We start from the raw sequence: 18,697 nt of genomic DNA, 5'->3' as shown, positions 1-18,697 counted from the left end.
GACCGTCACCGGTGCCGGTCACTGCGCCGACGGATGTCGAGGGTAGCGCAGTGGAACGAACCGCCCAGGCTCTGCACGTGCCGGAAGGGACAGCGGAGCGGCTGGTAGCCCAAGCGTTCGAGCAGCGCGCACATGTCCTCGTCGGCGGCTTCCACCAGCACGTGTTCCGGCCCGAGCACGAGCAGGTTCATGCTGATCCAGGGGCTGGTCATGTACAGCGGCGGCCGGGAGCGGCGCTTCGGCGCCGGGGCGGGCAGCAACTGCCAGTCGCGCAGGGGAGTGTGCCGCAGCGCCCGCGGGGTGAGACGGTCCGGGTTGTACAGGGCCAGACCTTCCCTGAGCGGGCACAGACTGGCGTCGATGTGCATCGCGTGCGGGTCGTCCGGTTCCAACAGCTGGACTCGATACCCGGGTCCGAGGCGCTCCCGCAGGTGCTCCACCCCGGAGCGGTTGGTCACGTGGCTGAGCTGGCCGACGACGATTCCCCCGCCCAGGCGCAGGAAGTCGGCGGCGTCCCACGCGGGCCGGGAGTCGTTGATCGCCCAGCCGTCGTGGGGGCCCGCCGCACCGTCCAACAGGCAGGCGCTGTCGCGGGAGACGCCCGAGGGCACCCAGGTCGCCCCGTCCTGCTCGTATGCGCGGATCAGTGGCAGATAGGCCGACAGCTCGTTGCGTCGGCTGCGCCAGGCCATGGGGGCTTCGACGATCCGATCGCCCACCACCAGGAATCCGTCCCGGGGCATCGCCGCGGTGTAGCCGCCGAGCCGCGACCAGTCCACGGCGTGCGGACGGTGGACGCATACGCCGCGACTCTCCAGCAGGGCGGCCAGCCCGTCGAGTTCCCGCTGGGCGTTGTCGACGATGTCGGCCGGGAACGGGTTCCCGGCGACGAACCGGTGCCAGTGCTCGCGGGGCATGGTGGCACGGATCATGCGTGCGTCCTCGGCCGGGAACATCGATCGGTGGGCGGTCCCGACCACGCATTCCTCCAGCGGATCCCACTCGTTGTCCGAGCCCACCCGGGTGGAGCGTCGAGTGGTCGGTTCGGCGGGCCGCGGGTCGTGACGCATTTCCTCATCGTGCCCGCGACCCCCGCTGCCGGCATCTCGTGCAGGGCCACGCGGATGGGCCGGTGCCGCGGACCGGATCCGGCGTGGCCGTGTGGGCGCGGCCGGGGTCAGTGCTTCTCGTCCCACGCACGCAGGCCCCATCGGAGGGAGTGCTCGGCACCGGGTTCGAGTTCCACCAGGCCGGTACGGCTCCGGAACGCGTCCGCCGGGCATGACATCGGCTCTACCGCGATGCCCTTGCGTCGAGCCGGTTCAGGGAGCGTGTCTCCCGTGTACGCCTGTACGAACTCCACTCCTTCGCCGAGCCACAGGTCGGTGCCGTGCGACCCCGAGGGGTGCGCGAGCCGCACCACGGCAAGGCCGGAGGAGTCCCGCTCCAGCTCGGCGAAGGCCGTGTCCAGGCGCTGTGTGCCGACGGCCCTCGGCGTGCGGAAGTCGAAAGGTGTGCCGGCCACCGGTTCGGCCGCGGCGGGCATGCCCAGGTCGTCGGCCGGAAGCCATTTCCGGGCCGGGAGGGCGAGCACCGCGTCGTCCACCAGGTCGGTGCCCACGGTGAGGTAGGGGTGCTGGCCGACACCGTAGGGCGCCGCGCCGGCCCCGAGGTTCCGGGCAACCACGGCCACCGCCAGCCCTGCTGCCCCGAGCGCGTACTCCACCCGGACGTGGAGGTGGAACGGGTAGCCCGGCTGCGGCCAGAGCGTGACCCCGAGAAGTACGCGATCCTCCCGCTGTTCCACGACCTGCCAGGACGTCCAGCGCAGCAGCCCATGGATGGCGTTGCCCTGTTCCGGCTCGGTCAGGGGGAGTCGGAGCTCTTCGCCGTTCCAGCGGTATCGTCCTCCGCCGATCCGGTTCGGCCACGGTACGAGGAGCTGGCCACGGCCTCCCACGATTGGCTCGTCGGCGGAGAAGCCGTCCAGCACCGGCCGTCCGCCGACCGAGTAGCCGCGCAGCGCACCGCCGAGCTCCACGACGACGGCGGTCTGCTCGCCCTTGCGCAGCACGATCTGCCGCCCTGTCGGACTCTCGGACACAATCGGCCTCCACATCGGGTTCCGGGTCCGGTGTACACGGCGCGAACGGCCCCGCACACCGGAACGGGCGCGGTACCGGCTAGGACCGGCCGGTCTGCCCGTCGGCGGGCGAGGCGGTGGGCGGGCCGGCGGGCGCCGGGGTGAGTCTGAGCGAGACGACGTAGGAGACCACGACCGCGACGATCACGAGCGGCATGACGGTAAGCCCCTCCGACCCCAGCAGCAGAGTGGCCAGCAGCACCGAGGTCATCGGGAGTTTCAGCATCGCCACGCACATGGCGCCGATACCCATCGCGAATCCGGACGTCACGTCCAGCCCGGGGAGATGGGACAGGGCGATCCCGCCCGCCGCGCCCACGAACATCGAGGGAAAGACGGCACCTCCGCGGAAGCCGCTCAGTGACACGCAGTACGCCACCGACTTGCAGAAGACGAGCAGCACAAGCGCGCCCACCGAGTATCCGGCGCTCTCGGCGAGCAGTGGGTCCAGCGCGTGCTGCCCCGAGTACAGCACCCCCGACGCGTCGTATCCCGACCCTTCGGCATACACGAGCGCGGACACTCCGACGATTACCCCCATGGCCACCGTGACCGGCACCCTCCGCCGCTCGACCCGCGCCTGCAGGTAGACGGCGCCCCGATGGATGCCCGTGCCGAGCAAGGCCGCCGCCGGCCCGATGACGAGGGCCCAGCCGAATGCCGCGAAATCCGGCACATCGGCCTGGGGTACGTCGCCAAGGGCCAGGGAGTACGTGCCCAGGCCGGTCCACGAGCCCAGACCGATGAAGACGAGCGAACCGATGCCGGCCGCCAGCAGGCCCGGCACCAGCACCATCCCGAGCATCGGCCCGCCGAGGCCCGACGCCTCCATCAGCAGGAACGCCCCCAGGAGCGGCGATCCCAGCAGCGCGCTGATGGCGGCGAAGCTCCCGGCGGCGCCCACGATGGCGCTCGCCTTCGGCTCGATGTCCCGCTTCACCAGCCGTGCGCCGAACACGGCGAGGCCGCCGCCGAGGGCGATGAGCGGCGCCTCGGGCCCGAGGACCACGCCGAGCCCGAGGGAAATCACCGCCGCGAGCGCGATACCGGGCAGTTCCATCGCGGACGGGGCGCCTGTCGCGGCGAGGCCCTCGGCCGGCTTGTGCCCGCCTTCCCCCGGCAAATGGCGAATGATCAGCGCGACCAGCAGACCCGCCGCGGCGAGCAGCGGCACCGGCCACCACGAGGGCGTGCCGTCGAAGCCCAGGGCCTTGGGCAGGTCGGTGTACGTCAGCGACTCGAGTCGGGAGACGAGGGCGAGGAATCCGAACGCCGCCGCCGAGATCGGGACCCCGAGAGCCGCCGTCAGCACCAAAAGCCCCACGTAGCCGCGGGCACGGACCGGCGCGAAGGGATCCGGTGGCACGGTTTCGGGCACTCCGGCAGGCGTGGCCGACACTCTCATCGTCTCCTCATCGGAACCCACCGCGAAGGCGTCGGTTCACAAGCCTTTGGGACGTGGTACCACGCGGCAGCGGCGGGCCGGGGCGCATCGCCCGCGGCGCTCCGGTGATTCCCGCACCGTCATCCACACGGCCCAATCCGACCGCGGCCGAGCCGCCACCGGGGGCTCCGGCCCGCGGGCGGCCCCGCGCGTCGTGGCTACGGCCGCCGGCCGGGTCGCCCGCGGCGCAGACCGACCCTCCGCCAGATCCTCCGCTGGCAGCGGAGCGTGGCGGTGCCCACCACGATCAGCACCACGATGTTGACCAGCAGCTGGACGAACGATCCCCGTGCCTCGCTCCAACTGGCGAACGCGACGGAGACACCGACGTCGGCGGCTGCCGGGATCGTGGTGACCGAGATGAACACGCCGAGCAGGGCGCTCGTCCTCGCCTCGGTGAGCGAGACGATGCCGACGATCCCGGCCAGTGTCGCGACGGCGACCGAGAAGAAATCGGGTGTGTCGATGAGGTTGGAAACCGGCCGCAGTCCCAGCCTGAACGCCCTCGACTCGAGGCTGAATCCGCGGATGAGGAGGCTGAAGAGCAGCGTGGCGACGATCGCCAGAACGAAGCCCACGGACAGCGCGCGCAGGCCCCGCCGGATTCTGGTCCGATCGTGTTGGTCGATACCCAGCGCGACGCTGACGATCGCCCCGTACTCGGGGCCGACGACCATGGCCGCGACGATCAGGATCTGCGAGTTGGTGACGATCCCGACCGAGCCGATCAGCCCCGCGACGACCAGATAGAGAAAGAAGCTCGGCGCGTACGTCCCCTCGGCGCGGATCCGTGCCTCGACCTGCTCCCAGACGGGCGTATGGGCCAGCGGCCCGAGATTCCGCGGTCCGGCGTCGACGGCCCGGCCCGAGAAGGCCATGTCCACCGGTTCGATGACGATGGAACCCCGGCGGTCGAGCCGCATCGCGCGAAGGCCGCGCAGGACGTCGTTCGCCGCCCCGGTGAGCACGTCGCACGCGATGGCGTCTCCGTCCGGGTTGCGCGCGGCGCCGGGCTGGACGATCAGGTTGAGGACGCACGGATCGCCGGCGAGCAGGGCGACGACCTCGCCGGTGAGGTCGGGCGGGCTCACGGCACGGACATGGATCATGTCCATCCTGAACCTCCGGGATTCCGGACGCCCGTCACCCTCTGTCCGGTCGCGGGCCGGACGCGCCGGAAACGGGTTCGTCGCGTGGTTCTCTCCAGCTAACGCAGAGGGCGTGCTGTTCGGCAATCGGGACCCTCGTGCCGCGCCCGGGCGGCTCCGAAAGGCAGGACCCCGGCGCCTGCCGGATAGTGAGTCGGGTAGGGACCTGTCTGAGATTGGAGGCTCATGGACCGCTACCCTCCCATCGCGGAACACGGCCTGATCGGCGATCTGCAGACCGCCGCGCTGGTTTCCTCACAGGGGGTCGTCGACTGGTTCGCGGCGCCCAGGTTCGACTCCCCCAGCATTTTCGCGGCCTTGCTCGACCACGATCGGGGCGGTTTCTTCCGACTGGGCCCGGACGCCTCGGCAGGCACCTGCAAGCAGCTGTACTACCCCGACACCGCGCTTTTGGTGACCAGGTTCATGTCCCCGGACGGCGTCGGCGAGGTGATCGACTGGATGCCGCCGAACAACAGCCGTACGCCCAGCGACCGGCACACCCTGATCCGCACCGCGCGCACGGTGCGCGGCACCGTGCGGTTCGACCTGGAATGCCGGCCGCGCTTCGACTACGGCCGGGCCGCCCACCGACTCGACCTGGCAGCCGACGGTGCCGTGTTCCGGGCCCCGGGCATCACCGCCTACCTCCAGAGCAGTTTTCCGCTGGAGCGGGACGGCGACGATCTGAGGGGTTCGATCACCTTGAGCGTCGGCCAGGAGGCGGCGGCCGTCTTCACCGTCTGCGACGCCGACGGCGAGGCTCCGCCGCCGCCCACGGTCACCGGGGTCACCGAGCAACTGTGGGACGCCGCCGACTTCTGGCAGCAATGGGTACACGGCTCCAACTACCGCGGCCGCTGGTCCGAAATGGTCAATCGCTCCGCCATCACCCTCAAGCTGCTCACCTACGCCCCCACCGGCGCACCGGTGGCCGCGGCCACGATGGGCCTGCCCGAACAGGTCGGCGGCGAGCGCAACTGGGACTACCGCTACACCTGGGTGCGTGACGGGTCGCTCTCCGTCCGGGCCCTGCTCGACCTCGGCTTCGTCGAGGAGGCGACGGACTTCACGCACTGGCTCGGTGCCCGGCTCCGGGAGGCGGCCGGGCGGGACGGGGAGCCGCTCCAGATCATGTACCGGGTCGATGGTGAGCCGCTGGTGACGGAAGAGATCCTCGACCACCTCGAGGGCTACCGCGGGTCCGCGCCGGTGCGGCTCGGCAACGCGGCTTCCGACCAGTTGCAGCTGGACATCTACGGCGAGGCCCTCTACGCCCTGTCGGAGGGACGCGAGATCGCCACCCAGGCCGGCTACCGCGGCTGGAAGGTCATGACTCGCACCCTCGACTGGCTGGCCGATTCCTGGGACCGGCCCGACGAGGGCATCTGGGAAACCCGCGGCGGACGCAAGGACTTCACCTACAGCCGGGTCATGTGCTGGGCGGCCTTCGACCGCGGCCTGCGCATGGCGACCCAGTTCAGCCGACCCGCCGACACCGTCCGCTGGACCGAGGCCCGCGACGCCATCCTCGAACAGGTCATGGCACGCGGCTGGAGCGAGTCCGCTCGGGCCTACGTCCAACACTACGGCGGGGACGCCATCCTGGACGCGTCGCTGCTGCTGATGCCCCGGGTCGGCTTCGTCGCGCCCAAGGATCCGTCCTGGCTCTCCACCCTGGACGCCATGGACCGCACGCTGGTCTCCGACAGCCTGGTCTACCGGTACGACCCGGCCGCCTCTCCGGACGGCCTGCGCGGCTCCGAGGGCACGTTCAGCCTGTGCACCTTCCTCTACGTGGACGCGCTCGCGCGGGCCGGACGCCTGCGCCCTGCCCGGTACACGTTCCAGAAGATGCTCACCTACGCCAACCACGTCGGCCTCTTCGCCGAGGAGGTGGGCCCCAGCGGCGAGCAACTGGGGAACTTCCCACAGGCGTTCACCCACCTGTCGCTGATCACCGCCGCCTGCACCCTGGACGAGGCCCTCGACCGCGCGCGCGGTCGAGGCGGCGCGAGGAACGATGCCCATGGGCACGCCGACCCGGCCTGACGGTCGACCGCACCGGAACCGGCATCCGATGCAGAGCCGGATCGAGTTCAGGGCCCTTTACGAACGCCTGCGCGCGCAGGCCGTCGACCCGAGCGGCGGGCGGGGCGCCCTGGCCGCCATCACCCCGGAGACGGTCCGCGCCGCCGCGACGGAGGTCCGCTCGGGTCGTACCGTCACGCTCGCCGCACCGGTGGAGACGCGGCCCGGACCCGACAATCCGCACCCGGCCGGCCACCGGTTGACCAGCCGGCCCGAGCCGGCCGCCGACGGCACCGGACTCCACTTCGCCACCGACCACTTCGGCATGCACGTGCACGGCGACGCCGACAGCCATCTCGACGCGCTCTGCCACGTCGTCTACGACGGCACCCTGCACGGCGGAGTCCCCGCGGCCACCCTCACCATCGACGGCGCCACGGCGCTCTCCGTCGACCTGGCCGGGAACGGGATCGTCGGCCGTGGCGTCCTGCTCGACATCCCGCGGCTGCGCGAGGTGCCCTGGCTCGAACCGGGCGACCACGTGAGCGCCGACGACCTCGTCGCCGCCGAGCACGCCCAACAGGTGCACGTGGGCCCGGGCGACCTGCTGTTCGTCCGGGTCGGCCACCGCCGCCGACGCACCGAGACCGGGCCGTGGGACGCCGCGCACAGCCGAGCCGGACTGCATCCGAACGCGATGGAGTTCCTGGCCGCGCGCCGGGTGGCGGCCCTGGGCGGCGACGGCAACAACGACACCGCCCCGAGCGTCACGGACGGCGTCGACTTCCCCGTGCACGTACTGGCCGTCCACGCCCTCGGGCTCCACCTCCTCGACTACCTGCAGTTCGAGGACCTGGTGCCCCTCTGCGAGCGGGAGCGCCGCTGGTCCTTCCTCTGCGTGGTCGCGCCACTTCGGCTTCCCGCGGCGACCGGCTCACCCGTCAATCCCATCGCGATCCTGTGACCGGCGGCCCGCCGGCGGACGCGTTCGCCCGACGACCCACGACCCACGACCCACGACCCAGAGGTGGCGACATGGCCGACAACGAGCACTACGACGTCATCATCATCGGCACCGGTGCCGGCGGCGGCACACTCGCCCACCGGCTCGCCTCCACCGGCAAACGCGTCCTGATCCTGGAACGCGGCGGCTACCTCCCCCGGGAACGGGACAACTGGGAATCGACCGCGGTCTTCGTCAAGGGGAAGTACCGCGCCCCGGAGTTCTGGTTCGACAAACACGGCGACCGATTCCCGCCCGAGGTCAACTACTACGTCGGCGGGAACACCAAGTTCTACGGCGCGGCGCTGTTCCGCCTGCGCCCCGAGGACTTCGGCGAACTGCGCCACCACGGCGGCCTCTCCCCCGCGTGGCCGATCCGCTACGAGGACATGGAGCCCTACTACACGCGGGCCGAGCACCTCTACCTCGTGCACGGCCGCCACGGGGAGGACCCCAGTGAGGGTCCGGCCAGTGCGCAGTACGCCTATCCACCGGTACAACACGAACCGCGGATCCAGCAGCTCAGCGACGACATGGAGAAACGCGGACTGCACCCGTTCCACCTGCCCATCGGCGTGAACCTCACACAGGACGAGCACGGGCGGGCCACCCACGAGAGTGTGTGCATCCGCTGCAACCGGGTGGACGGCTTTCCCTGCCTGGTGCGCGGCAAGGCGGACGCGCAGGTGATCTGCGTCGACCCCGCGCTGGAGTACCCCAACGTGCGGATGGAAACCGGCACCAACGTGCGGCGGCTGGAGACCGATCCGAGCGGGCGAAGCGTCACCACGGTGGTGGCCGAGTTGGAGGACGGGACGACCGCCCGGTTCCGTTCCGACATCGTCGTGGTCGCCTGTGGAGCGGTGAACTCCGCGGCGCTGCTGCTGCGTTCGGCGAACGAGCGGCATCCGGGCGGGTTGGCGAACAGCTCGGACGTGGTCGGTCGCCACTACATGCGGCACAACAACCTCGCGCTGATGGCGGTTTCGAAGGAACCGAACGACACCCTGTTCCAGAAGACCCTCGCCATGAACGACTGGTACCTGGGCGCGGACGACTGGGACTATCCGCTCGGCGGCATCCAGATGCTGGGCAAGTCGGACTCCGACCAGATCCGCGGCGAGGCACCGCGCTGGGCCGGGATGGCCTCGCCGAACATGCCCTTCGAGGTATTGGCCCACCACGCCGTGGACTTCTGGCTCTGCGGGGAGGACCTCCCGCAGCCCGAGAACCGCGTCACCCTGGACGACCAGGGCGGGATCCACCTCGCCCTGGACGAGAAGAACAACATCAAGGGACTGGAGCGCCTGCAGCACAAGCTCCAGGGCAACCTCGGACACCTGGGGATGCACCCGCACCACCTGCTCCCGCACAGCCTCTACCTGCACAAGGGGATGCCGATCGGCGCCACCGCGCACCAGGCGGGCACCGTCCGATTCGGCACCGATCCGCGGAGTTCGGCGCTCGACGTGAACTGCAAGGCCCACGACCTCGACAACCTGTACGTCGTGGACACGAGCTTCTTCCCGAGCATCGGCGCGGTCAATCCCTCGCTGACCGCCATCGCGAACGCCCTGCGGGTCGGCGACCACCTGGCGGAACGCCTGGGTTGAGCGCCCCGATCGAGGAACGCGAGACCGATCAGGATCAGGTCGAGAACCATCGTGGCCGGCGGCCGGCGGCCGTCGGCATCGGGCATACCGCGGGCCGCCCGGTTCGGTGCGGCGGAGCCGTCACTCCCCGACGTCCTCGTCGGTCAGCGGTTCCAGCACTCCGTGTGTGTCGAGGCGATACAGCACGACCAGCGCCGGACCGATCAGCACGGCGGCGATGAGCGCGACGAAGAGCATCCACCGCAGTGACGCGGTCGCTCCCGCTGCCTCTTGCACGGTCAGCGAGGTCGGCAGCAGATAGGGACGCTGAGCGAATCCCCAGGCGGCGACCACCAATGCCACCGAGGCCACCGAGGTGTACCGCGCCCATCCGGCGTTTCGGCGGGAGACCAGCCAGGCCGTGGCGACCACGGCAACCGCGGCGACGAGCACCAGCAGGAGCCCGATCCCGTGGGTGAGGCCGTGATGAACGTACGAGGCTTGCTCGTCGGTCACGGCCAGGCCGATCGCACCGATGACCACGAGGGCTCCGATGCTGATCCAGGCGCGCACCCGGAAGTAGCCGATCAGGTCGTGGGCGTCGAAGCGGCGCGCGTCCGCGGTGAGGAACACCGCGCCGAGAAACGCGGTGGCCGCGACGGTGAGCAGTCCGGCGACGATCGAGGTCGTACTGGCCCAGGCGTCGGCCGAAGCGGTGGTGCCCGGCTTGACCCGGCCGGAGGCGACGCCGCCCGCGGCGGCACCCAGAAAGAACGGGGTGAGCAGGGAGGAGACGGCGAACACGGCACCGTAGATCCGGCGTTCGGCCAGTCGCCGGGTGGGCTTGCGCAGCGCGAACCCGGCGCCGCGCAGGACCATGCCGACGGCGGCCAGCGCCAGCGGGAGCCACAGCGCGGTGAACACCGTCTGGAAGAACACCGGGAAGCCGGTCCACATGAGGATCAGGACGAAGATCAGCCAGACGTTGTTGACCTCCCACACCGGTGCCATCGCGTGGTCGATCAGCCGGCGCGGGGCCTTTCCGCGCTCCGCACCGCCGGCCAGCAGGTCCCAGAACCCCGCGCCGTAGTCGACACCACCGCCACAGACGTACGCGGCGACCACCAGCAGCAGGATCCAGGCGACGATGTCGGCGGTCACGACACGCTCCCGGGGTCTCGGCCGCTGCCCGGTTCGGCGAGCGGCGGCGGGGACTTCGGGCCGGTGGTGACGAGTTCCGCGCGTGGACCGTACGGGGTGTCGCTCTCGGGCCCGTCGGCCAACGCGCGTGCGGCCCCCGAGTCGGCGAGCCGCCAACGGCTGCGCATCTTGAGCAGTACGCCGAGGAACGCGCCGAAGACGAGGACGTAGACCACCGCGACGACGGCGAACACGGTCCACAGCGTGGCGGCCCGGGTCGGCGTCACCGCTTCGGAGACCCGCATGTTCTGGTAGACGATCCAGGGCTGTCGACCCACCTCGGTGGTGATCCAACCGCACTCCACGGTCAGCACACTGGCCGCACCCGCGACGGCGGCGCATCGGAAGAACCACCGTGACCGCGGCAGGTCACGGTGGCGCAACCAGCACCAGCCGTACCACAGCGCCAGCAGGATCAGCAGGCTGCCGATGGTCGCCATGATGTCGAAGGCCCAGTGCACGATCGTCGCCTGGGTCGGGGTGGGGCGGTCGGAGGCCGGCACGGCGGTCAGCCCGGTCACCTTGGTGTCGGGGCTGAAGCCGGCCAGGATGGAGTCGAGTTGGGGGATCTTGAGGCCCCCCTTGACACTTCCGTCCGATTGCAGACGGCCGAACAAGTACTCGGGTACGTGGGTGTCGGTGTCCCAGACGAGTTCCGCGGCGGCGAACTTGATGGGCTGCTTGTGGAAGATCGAACGGGTGATGGAGTCGCCGAGCATGAACTGTACGGGGGTGAGGACGGCGGCGATCGTGAACGGCACCCGGAACCCGAGCCGGTGGTAGCGGTCGCGGCGACCGCGCAGCCAGCCGACCGCGTAGACGCCGGCCACGACGTAGCCGGCGGTCAGGAACATCGCGACCACGAAATGCCAGTACTGGGGTCCGAGCATCGGCGTGAAGATCGCCGATCGGACATCGACGTTCACGGGCTTGCCGGCCGAGTCGAGGGTGAAGCCCGCCGGGGTGTTCATCCAGGCGTTGGCGGCGATGATCCCGAACGCGCCGAGCAGCGCCGTCAGCGGCAGCGGGACGCCGAGCCAGAAGTGCGTCCACGGCTTCAGCCGCCGCCAGCCGTACAGGTAGATCGCGATCAGGATCGCCTCGAGGAAGAAGGCCCATGCCTCCACACCGAATCCGATGCCGAAAACGTCGCCCCACCGGCCCATCATGCCCGGCCACAGCAGCCCGAACTCGAATGACAGGACCGTGCCGGTGACGATGCCGACCGCGAACTGGACGGCCATGACGGCGGACCAGCGCCGGGCCAGCAGCATGGCCACCGGGTCGTTCTTGCGCAGGCCCCGATGGTGCATCACCAGCGTGATCAAAGGCAGTGCCACACCCAACGGCACCAGGGTGATGTGGGTGCCCAGGGTGAAGGCCATCAACTCCCTTGCGGGAAGCATCTGTTCCGGTGCTTCGGCCAGCATCTGTGTCGCGAGGTTCATGCGGGCCTCGATGGCTCGTGCCGGGGCACCCCGGGGTCCCCCGACGGACCGGAGGGCTGGACGGGCGGCGGGTCGGGCGCGATGAACGCGCGTTCGCGGCGGGATCCGGTGGTGAAGACCACCGCCCAACTGAGCAGTGCCCCGATCCGGCTGCGGAAGCCGGTGAGGAACACGATGTGGATGAACAGCCAGATCAGCCAGCCGATCAGCCCGGACGCGTGGAACCGGCCCATCTTGACGACCGCTTTGCCGCGGCAGATGTACGCGGCGCTGCCGAGGTCCAGGTATCGGAACGGACGCGCCTTGCCGGTCCGTCCCTCGACGGCGTGGCGGATCCGGCGGCCGGCGTACGCGCCGCTCTGCATCGCGACCTCGGCCAGACCGGGCAGCTTCTCCAGGCTCATCAGGTCGCCGACCACCCGGATCTCCGGATGACCCGCGATCGTGAGGTCGGGCTCGACCCGGATGCGTCCCGCCCGGTCCTGCTCCGCTCCGGTCGCCCTGGCCAGCGCCGTCGCCAGCGGCGGTGCCTCGACCCCGGCCGTCCACAGCACCGTGCGAGCGTCCACCCGCTCCAGGCCGCCGTCCTTGCGGCGGACGATCAGGCCCCGGTCGTCCACGTGGGTGACGATCGACCCCAGGCGCACCTCCACGCCCAGATCGTCCAGGGTGCGCGCGGCCCGACGGGACAGGACGGGGCCGAAGGCGGCGAGTACCGCGTCCGACGCGTCGAAGAGCAGCACCCGGGCTCGACTCGGGTCGATGGTGGAGAACTCCCGATTGAGCGTGTGACCGGCGATCTCACGAATCTGGCCGGCCAGCTCGACCCCGGTCGGGCCGGCCCCCACCAGGGCGAAGGTGAGCCATTGCGCGCGCTCGTGTTCGTCGTCGCTTGCCTCCGCCGTCTCGAACGCGCGGTAGAGCTTGCTCCGCACGTTCAACGCGTCTTCCAGCGTCTTCATGCCCGGGGCGTGGGCCGCGAACTCGTCGTGCCCGAAGTACGACTGGCGCACGCCGATCCCCACGATCAGGTCGTCGTAGGGGAGGGCGAGGGCGCCGCCGTCCGGCCGCTCGGCGTGCACGACCCGCCGGGTGACGTCCACGTCGGTCGCCGTGGCTTCCACGCAACGTACCTGGTCGTGCCGGCGCAGGACGGCACGCAGCGGCTGCGCGATCTGGCCCTCGGACAGGATGCCCGAGGCGCACTGGTACAGCAGCGGCTGGAACAGGTGGTGCGCGCAGCGGTCGACCAGGGTCACCGCGACCGGGGCGCTGCGCAGGGCCCGTACGGCGAACAGTCCGGCGAAGCCGCCGCCGAGGATCACCACCCGGCGTGGGGTCACGTGGTCGTCCACGACGCCGTCACCCCCCGGTGGCGAAGCCGGGGAAGAGCGTCATGCCGCCGTCGACGTAGATCGTGGCGCCGACGACGTAGTCCATCAGGTCGGAAACCAGGGCGGTCACCGCGTCGGCGATGTCCGCCGGATCGCCGACCCGGCGGTAGGGGATCAGCTTGAGGAGATCGGCCTCCGCCTCGGCGGTGTCCCACGCGCTGCGGTTGATCGGGGTGCGGATCGCGCCCGGGGCGATCGCGTTGACCCGGATCCCGTGCGGGGCGAGTTCCTGCGCGAGGGTCTGCATCAGCATCAGGACGCCGCCCTTCGAGGCGGCGTAGTTCACATGGCCCGACCACGGGATGATCTGGTGCACCGAGCTCATGCAGACGATCTTTCCCGCCGAGCGGGAGATCTCCGGGACGACGCCGCGGCGCAGGAACTCCTTGGCCGCCTCCCGGGCGCACAGGAACTGGCCGGTGAGGTTGACGTCCAGGACCTTCCGCCACTGGGCGAGCGACATCTCGGTGAAGGCGGCGTCCCGCTGGAGCCCGGCGTTGGCCACCATGATGTCGATCGTGCCGAACTCCTCGACCATGCGCGCGACCATCGCGACGACCTGGTCCTCCTGCGAGACGTCCGCCTCGTGCGCGTACGCCCGCACGCCGAAGGACTCGATCTCGCGGACCACCTCCTCGGCATCCTCCCGGCCGACGACGTAGTTCACGACCACGTCGGCGCCCGCCTGCCCCAGTCCGATCGCGGTCGCCTTGCCGATGCCGGAGTTCGCCCCCGTCACCAGCGCTTTCTGCCCTCTGAGAATGGGCGGCAACACCGGCCGCCCGGGCCCGTCCACACCTGTGGTCATCGCGTTCTCCCATCGTCGCGGGCAAGGCGCTACCGAAGCATCACCCTCTCCGGCGGCGCCCTGTCCGGCGCCGAGCGACGCGCATCGCCCACCCGATCGGAACAGCCGTGTCCCTCCGACGGCGCAAGACCCCGGCCTCGCGCGGCGCAAGGACCGACGCGGGCAGGTCCGGCCCGCGTGCCGCTTCCTCGGCTCGTTCCGCCGTTCACGGTGACGGCTTTTGGACGAAGTCGCCGGCCCTCGATGGCTCGAACCGCTGTCGCCGTCGGGGCCGTTCGTCGAAGCGGGACGAACTCCTTGGCCGGAAAGGGAGTTCCTCCCCGGGCAGGCAGTCCGTAGAGTGCGGGACGTCCTCACACCGGGGACGCCGAATACCTGCGGTGGCCCTTTCCGGACGCCGCGACTCGTTCCGGTCACCGGTGTGGTGGCCCGCAACATCTCCGACGGCAGGGGAAGTCCGGTGTGATTCCGGCGCTGACCCGCAACGGTGGTCCGTCCCTCCCGACGGCGAGCCCGAATGCCTGTCGTCGGAGCGTCTCGTCTCCATTCCCCGTCGTGGTCTGCGGGGCGGAGCCCTCGCGCCCCCGCGCCGGGACCGTGCCGCCCTCGGGCCGCGACCCCTCGGACGGCGGATCCGCCGGGCCTGCCGCGCCGTGGGCCCGGAAAGGCACCACCGTGACGCTCACCCGACCCGGACGCCGGATAGCCGCGCTGTTCGGCGGACTGGCCCTGGCCGCCGCGACCGCCCTGATCCCGGCCGCCGCCGTGGCCGCCCCCACCACGACCGGTTCGACGCCGGCGACGAACGCATCCGTTCTCGCCGGCCAACGCACCCAGGCGGCGGCCGGTTGGCTGGCCCGGCAACTCGTCGACGGCGAACGCTTCGAGGTCACCTTCGACGGTGTGACCTACCCCGACCACGGCCTGACCATCGACGCGATCCTGGCCTTCGCCGCAGCGGGCGTGGCCGACCACAACGGAGCCAAGGCCACCGCGTGGCTCGCGCGGCCCGAGATCCTGTCCGGCTACATCGGCGACGGCACCACCAACGCCTACGCCGGGGCCACCGCGAAGACCCTCCTCGCCGCCGAGGTACGCCGGGTGGACCCCAACACCTTCGGTGGCGTGGATCTCCCGGCCCGGCTGCGCTCCCTGCAACAGCCCTCCGGCCGGTTCACCGACACGTCCCCCTGGGGCGACTACAGCAACGCCTTCAGCCAGTCCCTCGCGCTCTTGGCGCTGGACCGCACCCCCGCCGGCGCACCCGCCGCCGCGGTGAGCTTCCTCGCCGGCGCCCACTGCGCCGACGGCGGGTTCCCGCTCGACTTCGGCCTGCCCACCTGCACCAGCGACGCGGACTCGACGGCCATGAGCGTCCAGGCGCTCGCGGCCACCGGCCGACCCCAGGAGGCGGCGGCCGGCGTGCAATGGCTGGTCGCCCACCAGCTCGCGGACGGCGGATTCGGCACACCGGGCGCGACCACGTCGAACGCGAACAGCACCGGCCTGGCCGGCCAGGCCCTGCTCTCCTCGTGGCGTCTGCTCCCCGGTCTGACCGCACGGCACTTCCTGACCGAGCGCCAGGTCGGCTGCTCGGCCACGTCGGCCACCCGAGGCGCGATCGCCTACGACGCCGGCGGGTTCGACCCGTCCACCGCCACTCGGGCCACGGCCCAGGCAGTCCTGGGCCTGGCCGGCACCGGCTTCGCCGACCTGACCGCCCAGGGCGCCCGCCCCGACGCCCCGACGCCGCACTGCCCCGATTCCGCGACCTGACGCGACAGGGCGGGCACCGGCCGTCGGTCCGATGACCGGGACGCCGACGCGTCATGCGTGCGCTTCGGAGTGCCCGGCCCCTCGGCCGGGCACTTCGGACCGATCGCGTAAGGCCGGCGCGCCCGCAGCCGGGACCGGGAGGCGAGTGGTCCCCAGGCTCAGCGTCTGTTCGGTGAACCCGACTACCTCCTGCGCGTCGCCACCGCCGACCTGGCCGCCTTCCAGCAGCTCTACGACCAGCGGCCGGCCACCCTGCCGGGCGTCCAGCGCCTGACCTCCACCATGGTCATGAAGCACGTCGTCGACGATCGCCCACTACCCGAGTAGCGAGTCTCCGGTGTGCCGGTGGCGTGCCCGCTCGCGTGTCCGGGTCACATGTGACGGGTGTCCGGGGCGGCGGCTTCGAGTTCGGTGATGCTGCCCGACATGATCGTCCGCACGTTGTCGGTGATGTGCTCCGCGGGCCAGTCCCACCAGGCCACCGCCAGCAGTCGGGCGACGTCCCGGTCGTTGTAGCGGGTGCGGATGGGACGGGCGGGGTTGCCGCCGACGACCCCGTAGTCGGGCACGTCTGTGGTGACCACGGCGCCGGAGCCGATGATCGCGCCGTGTCCGATCCGTACGCCGGGCATCACCTTGGTGTCGTAGCCGAACCAGACGTCGTTGCCGACGACGGTGTCACCACGACTCGGCAGGCCGGTGAGCAGGTCGAAATGCTCGGCCCACGAGCCGCCCATGGTCGGAAAAGGGAAGGTCGAGGGGCCGTCCATGCGGTGGTTGGCGCCGTTCATGATGAACCGTACGCCCGTGCCCAGTGCGCAGAATTTGCCGATGACCAGCTTCTCCGGCCCGTAGTGGTAGAGCACGTTGCGCGTCTCGAACGCGGTCGGGTCGTCCGGATCGTCGTAGTAGGAGTACTCCCCGACCTCGATCAACGGGGACTTCACCAGCGGCCTGAGCAGCACCACCCGCGGCTGACCGGGCATCGGATGGACCACCGTCGGGTCGGCGGGCACAGGCATGGCGAGCTGCTCCTTGGGTTGAACACGCGAGCTCACCAGTATCGCTCGCCTGCGGTGAGGTCGCGCAGTTGGCCGGTGGTGGGCAGTTCGCCGTGCGAGTTCGAGGCGTCGACGACGCCGCCGGCCGGTCCCTTGCGGATGTCGGTGGCGGGGACAAGCCGCCCCGGGTTCCGCCCCCTTCGGTCCGGGGCGGTCGGGGCGGCTCTACCGGGCTCTACCGGCTCACGGGTGTTATGGGCGCGTGGGTGCCACGCGTGGCGGCGGGTTGGTGGTCGAGGTCTTGTCCTTGGAGAACGACCAGCCCTCGAAGCTGCCCAGCGGGGGCTTGCGGTTGGTGGCACCCCACGAGCTGTATGTCCAGGTGCCGTTGTTCGGCGCGTGCCAGTAGGACCAATACGCGGAAGCCGGCGGGGTGTTGACGCACGGCTCGGTGTCCGTGCCGGGCTTGCCCTCGATCCGGCAGATGAACGCCTCGCCCCACCGGCTCGTGCCCTGGATCTGGAACCCGGCGTTCTTGAGGGCGGCGAGACCGGTGGCCTGATCGCCCGGTGCGCAGCGCACGAGCGTCGTGCCGCCGAGTTCCTGGAAGTCGACGACCACGGTCACGCCGTTGGCGTTCGGGCATACGCCGGCGGAGCCCTTGGTGGTGTCCACCGCGTACGCGGCCGGTGCCGACACCGCGATCTGCGCCGTGGCGGGCAGCAGCAGGAGGGCAAGTGCCCCGACAAGCCGACCTGTTCGAGCCTTGTTCCCACGAAACCTCACGTGGCTTCCCTTCGTGCGACGGATGCCGACGCGGGCGGCGAAACAAACCGGTGCCGACCGGGTCGGGCGAGGGGTTCCTCCCGGGACCACCGAGTCCCGGCATCCCGCCGACGAGGGATCGCCGGACGTGAAAATCCGGGCTTCAGCGTGCAGTCCACGACAGCTGGAGCCTTCAAGTCGTACGAGCCCAGGCATTCCGACTCGCGGCGGCCTGTCGGCCACCGCCTACGGTTGCGGGTCAGCGCCGGATTTCGACCGGCTTCCCCTGGGCTCCGAACTATGCGGTTGTCGCCTACTCCGAGAGGGAGTGGCCTGCGGAGCGTACGAGATGCCCCACCCGTCGTACAACGGCTCGCACGAGCGATCCGCGGTGCCCTTCGTCACGCCATGAGAACTCGAAGCGCCGTGGTCCTCGCGCGGTGTGTCGAAGGGCTATCGCTTGGCGTAGTCGCCGAAGCCGGCCCAGTCGAGGACCACGCACGGTTCGTCGCCGACGACCCACGCGTCGTGTCCGGCCGGGCAGACCATGAGGTCTCCGGGGCCGAACTCCATTTCCTCACCGTCGTCCATGACGATGTGCATGCGTCCCGAGAGCGTCAAGCCGACGTGGGACGCCTGACAACTGTCGGTCCCGGCGATCGGCTTCACGTGCTTCGACCAGCGCCAGCCCGGGTTGAACGTGCCCCGACCCACGGGAATGGCATCGAGGGCGACGAGATCGACCTTGCCCATGTCCGCTTCGAACGGGCGGGTCTCCTCGGGGGACGCGAAATTCTTACGGACGAGACCGGACATGGTCTCCTCCTTCGGTCGGGAGACGTCGATCGCGGCCGGGTGTCGGACGATCGGCCGCCGACATCTCGAAAATGAGGTACCGAATCCCCGCTGTCTTCACGCTACGTCCCTCCGGTGGACCAGGCGAC

General features: G+C 70.8%; 15 protein-coding genes, 1 pseudogene and 2 riboswitches. Of the genes and pseudogenes, 5 read left to right on the top strand and 11 right to left on the bottom strand.

The features are described from left to right. Positions 1 to 5: 5 nt before the first annotated feature. The 4 genes from OG928_RS36595 to OG928_RS36580 form a co-directional block, all read right to left on the bottom strand. Positions 6 to 1,070: an amidinotransferase gene (locus OG928_RS36595; protein WP_331766301.1), complete on the bottom strand. Its 1,065-nt coding sequence runs from the start codon at positions 1,068 to 1,070 to the stop codon at positions 6 to 8. A gap of 107 nt (positions 1,071 to 1,177) precedes the next feature. Next, positions 1,178 to 2,104 carry an aldose 1-epimerase family protein gene (locus OG928_RS36590; RefSeq protein WP_331766300.1) on the bottom strand — a complete coding sequence of 309 codons (927 nt, stop codon included), beginning with the start codon at positions 2,102 to 2,104 and terminating at the stop codon, positions 1,178 to 1,180. 79 nt (positions 2,105 to 2,183) lie between these two features. Next, positions 2,184 to 3,548, bottom strand: a complete 1,365-nt coding sequence (locus OG928_RS36585; protein ID WP_331766299.1) for a chloride channel protein — start codon at positions 3,546 to 3,548, stop codon at positions 2,184 to 2,186. Positions 3,549 to 3,745: 197 nt separating this feature from the next. Then, a complete protein-coding gene (locus tag OG928_RS36580; protein WP_331766298.1) occupies positions 3,746 to 4,702 on the bottom strand; it encodes a DUF389 domain-containing protein in 957 nt (318 codons plus the stop codon). 219 nt (positions 4,703 to 4,921) lie between these two features. Between OG928_RS36580 and OG928_RS36575 the strand changes: the two genes are divergently transcribed. The 3 genes from OG928_RS36575 (at position 4,922) to OG928_RS36565 (ending at position 9,382) form a co-directional block, all read left to right on the top strand. Further along, positions 4,922 to 6,787, top strand: coding sequence for a glycoside hydrolase family 15 protein (locus tag OG928_RS36575; protein WP_331766297.1), 1,866 nt, complete (start codon positions 4,922 to 4,924; stop codon positions 6,785 to 6,787). Next, entirely contained in the window at positions 6,765 to 7,730 is a 966-nt protein-coding gene (locus tag OG928_RS36570) for a cyclase family protein (protein WP_406291546.1), read from the top strand. Before OG928_RS36575 ends, OG928_RS36570 begins: the two co-directional genes overlap by 23 nt. A 71-nt stretch (positions 7,731 to 7,801) precedes the next feature. Continuing rightward, complete coding sequence (locus OG928_RS36565; protein WP_331766296.1) at positions 7,802 to 9,382, top strand: GMC family oxidoreductase; 1,581 nt, start codon at positions 7,802 to 7,804, stop codon at positions 9,380 to 9,382. A 120-nt stretch (positions 9,383 to 9,502) separates the two neighbouring features. Here OG928_RS36565 and OG928_RS36560 read toward each other — a convergent pair whose 3' ends face one another. The 4 genes from OG928_RS36560 to OG928_RS36545 are packed head-to-tail and all read right to left on the bottom strand — an operon-like array spanning position 9,503 to position 14,211. Next, positions 9,503 to 10,522, bottom strand: coding sequence for a cytochrome d ubiquinol oxidase subunit II (locus tag OG928_RS36560; protein ID WP_331766295.1), 1,020 nt, complete (start codon positions 10,520 to 10,522; stop codon positions 9,503 to 9,505). Then, positions 10,519 to 12,009: a cytochrome ubiquinol oxidase subunit I gene (locus OG928_RS36555; protein WP_331766294.1), complete on the bottom strand. Its 1,491-nt coding sequence runs from the start codon at positions 12,007 to 12,009 to the stop codon at positions 10,519 to 10,521. The genes OG928_RS36560 and OG928_RS36555 overlap by 4 nt, the downstream gene beginning before the upstream one ends. Further along, positions 12,006 to 13,364 carry an NAD(P)/FAD-dependent oxidoreductase gene (locus tag OG928_RS36550; protein ID WP_331766293.1) on the bottom strand — a complete coding sequence of 453 codons (1,359 nt, stop codon included), beginning with the start codon at positions 13,362 to 13,364 and terminating at the stop codon, positions 12,006 to 12,008. The genes OG928_RS36555 and OG928_RS36550 overlap by 4 nt, the downstream gene beginning before the upstream one ends. A 7-nt stretch (positions 13,365 to 13,371) precedes the next feature. Then, on the bottom strand, positions 13,372 to 14,211 hold the full coding sequence (locus OG928_RS36545) for an SDR family oxidoreductase (RefSeq protein ID WP_331766292.1): 840 nt from the start codon (positions 14,209 to 14,211) through the stop codon (positions 13,372 to 13,374). A gap of 408 nt (positions 14,212 to 14,619) precedes the next feature. After that, positions 14,620 to 14,755: riboswitch (cobalamin riboswitch) on the top strand. A gap of 131 nt (positions 14,756 to 14,886) precedes the next feature. Here OG928_RS36545 and OG928_RS36540 point away from each other — a divergent pair. Together OG928_RS36540 and OG928_RS36535 are read left to right on the top strand one after the other, a co-directional pair. Further along, entirely contained in the window at positions 14,887 to 15,987 is a 1,101-nt protein-coding gene (locus OG928_RS36540) for a peptidase (RefSeq protein WP_331766291.1), read from the top strand. Between the two features lie 153 nt (positions 15,988 to 16,140). Then, positions 16,141 to 16,314 (top strand): annotated as a pseudogene (locus OG928_RS36535) (Lrp/AsnC ligand binding domain-containing protein); the annotation flags it as partial. 44 nt (positions 16,315 to 16,358) lie between these two features. Here the strand turns inward: OG928_RS36535 and OG928_RS36530 are convergent. The 3 genes from OG928_RS36530 to OG928_RS36520 form a co-directional block, all read right to left on the bottom strand. Beyond that, positions 16,359 to 17,009 carry a CatB-related O-acetyltransferase gene (locus OG928_RS36530; protein WP_331766290.1) on the bottom strand — a complete coding sequence of 217 codons (651 nt, stop codon included), beginning with the start codon at positions 17,007 to 17,009 and terminating at the stop codon, positions 16,359 to 16,361. Positions 17,010 to 17,240: 231 nt separating this feature from the next. Continuing rightward, entirely contained in the window at positions 17,241 to 17,774 is a 534-nt protein-coding gene (locus tag OG928_RS36525; protein ID WP_406291545.1) for a flagellar hook-length control protein FliK, read from the bottom strand. A gap of 190 nt (positions 17,775 to 17,964) precedes the next feature. Further along, positions 17,965 to 18,039: riboswitch (cobalamin riboswitch) on the bottom strand. Positions 18,040 to 18,206: 167 nt separating this feature from the next. Continuing rightward, on the bottom strand, positions 18,207 to 18,569 hold the full coding sequence (locus OG928_RS36520; protein ID WP_331766289.1) for a cupin domain-containing protein: 363 nt from the start codon (positions 18,567 to 18,569) through the stop codon (positions 18,207 to 18,209). Positions 18,570 to 18,697: the final 128 nt, after the last annotated feature.

The sequence above is a fragment of the Embleya sp. NBC_00896 genome (assembly GCF_045207785.1).
Lineage (GTDB): Bacteria > Actinomycetota > Actinomycetes > Streptomycetales > Streptomycetaceae > Embleya.
This window is presented reverse-complemented; position numbering and strand designations above follow the sequence as displayed.

Excerpts from the sequence above, each read along its gene's own strand:
- OG928_RS36595 (WP_331766301.1), bottom strand. The coding sequence starts at position 1,070 with ATGCGTCACGACCCGCGGCCCGCCGAACCGACCACTCGACGCTCCACC.
- OG928_RS36585 (WP_331766299.1), bottom strand. The coding sequence starts at position 3,548 with ATGAGAGTGTCGGCCACGCCTGCCGGAGTGCCCGAAACCGTGCCACCG.
- OG928_RS36580 (WP_331766298.1), bottom strand. The coding sequence starts at position 4,702 with ATGGACATGATCCATGTCCGTGCCGTGAGCCCGCCCGACCTCACCGGC.
- OG928_RS36575 (WP_331766297.1), top strand. The coding sequence starts at position 4,922 with ATGGACCGCTACCCTCCCATCGCGGAACACGGCCTGATCGGCGATCTG.
- OG928_RS36570 (WP_406291546.1), top strand. The coding sequence starts at position 6,765 with ATGGGCACGCCGACCCGGCCTGACGGTCGACCGCACCGGAACCGGCAT.
- OG928_RS36565 (WP_331766296.1), top strand. The coding sequence starts at position 7,802 with ATGGCCGACAACGAGCACTACGACGTCATCATCATCGGCACCGGTGCC.
- OG928_RS36555 (WP_331766294.1), bottom strand. The coding sequence starts at position 12,009 with ATGAACCTCGCGACACAGATGCTGGCCGAAGCACCGGAACAGATGCTT.
- OG928_RS36545 (WP_331766292.1), bottom strand. The coding sequence starts at position 14,211 with ATGACCACAGGTGTGGACGGGCCCGGGCGGCCGGTGTTGCCGCCCATT.
- OG928_RS36530 (WP_331766290.1), bottom strand. The coding sequence starts at position 17,009 with ATGCCTGTGCCCGCCGACCCGACGGTGGTCCATCCGATGCCCGGTCAG.
- OG928_RS36520 (WP_331766289.1), bottom strand. The coding sequence starts at position 18,569 with ATGTCCGGTCTCGTCCGTAAGAATTTCGCGTCCCCCGAGGAGACCCGC.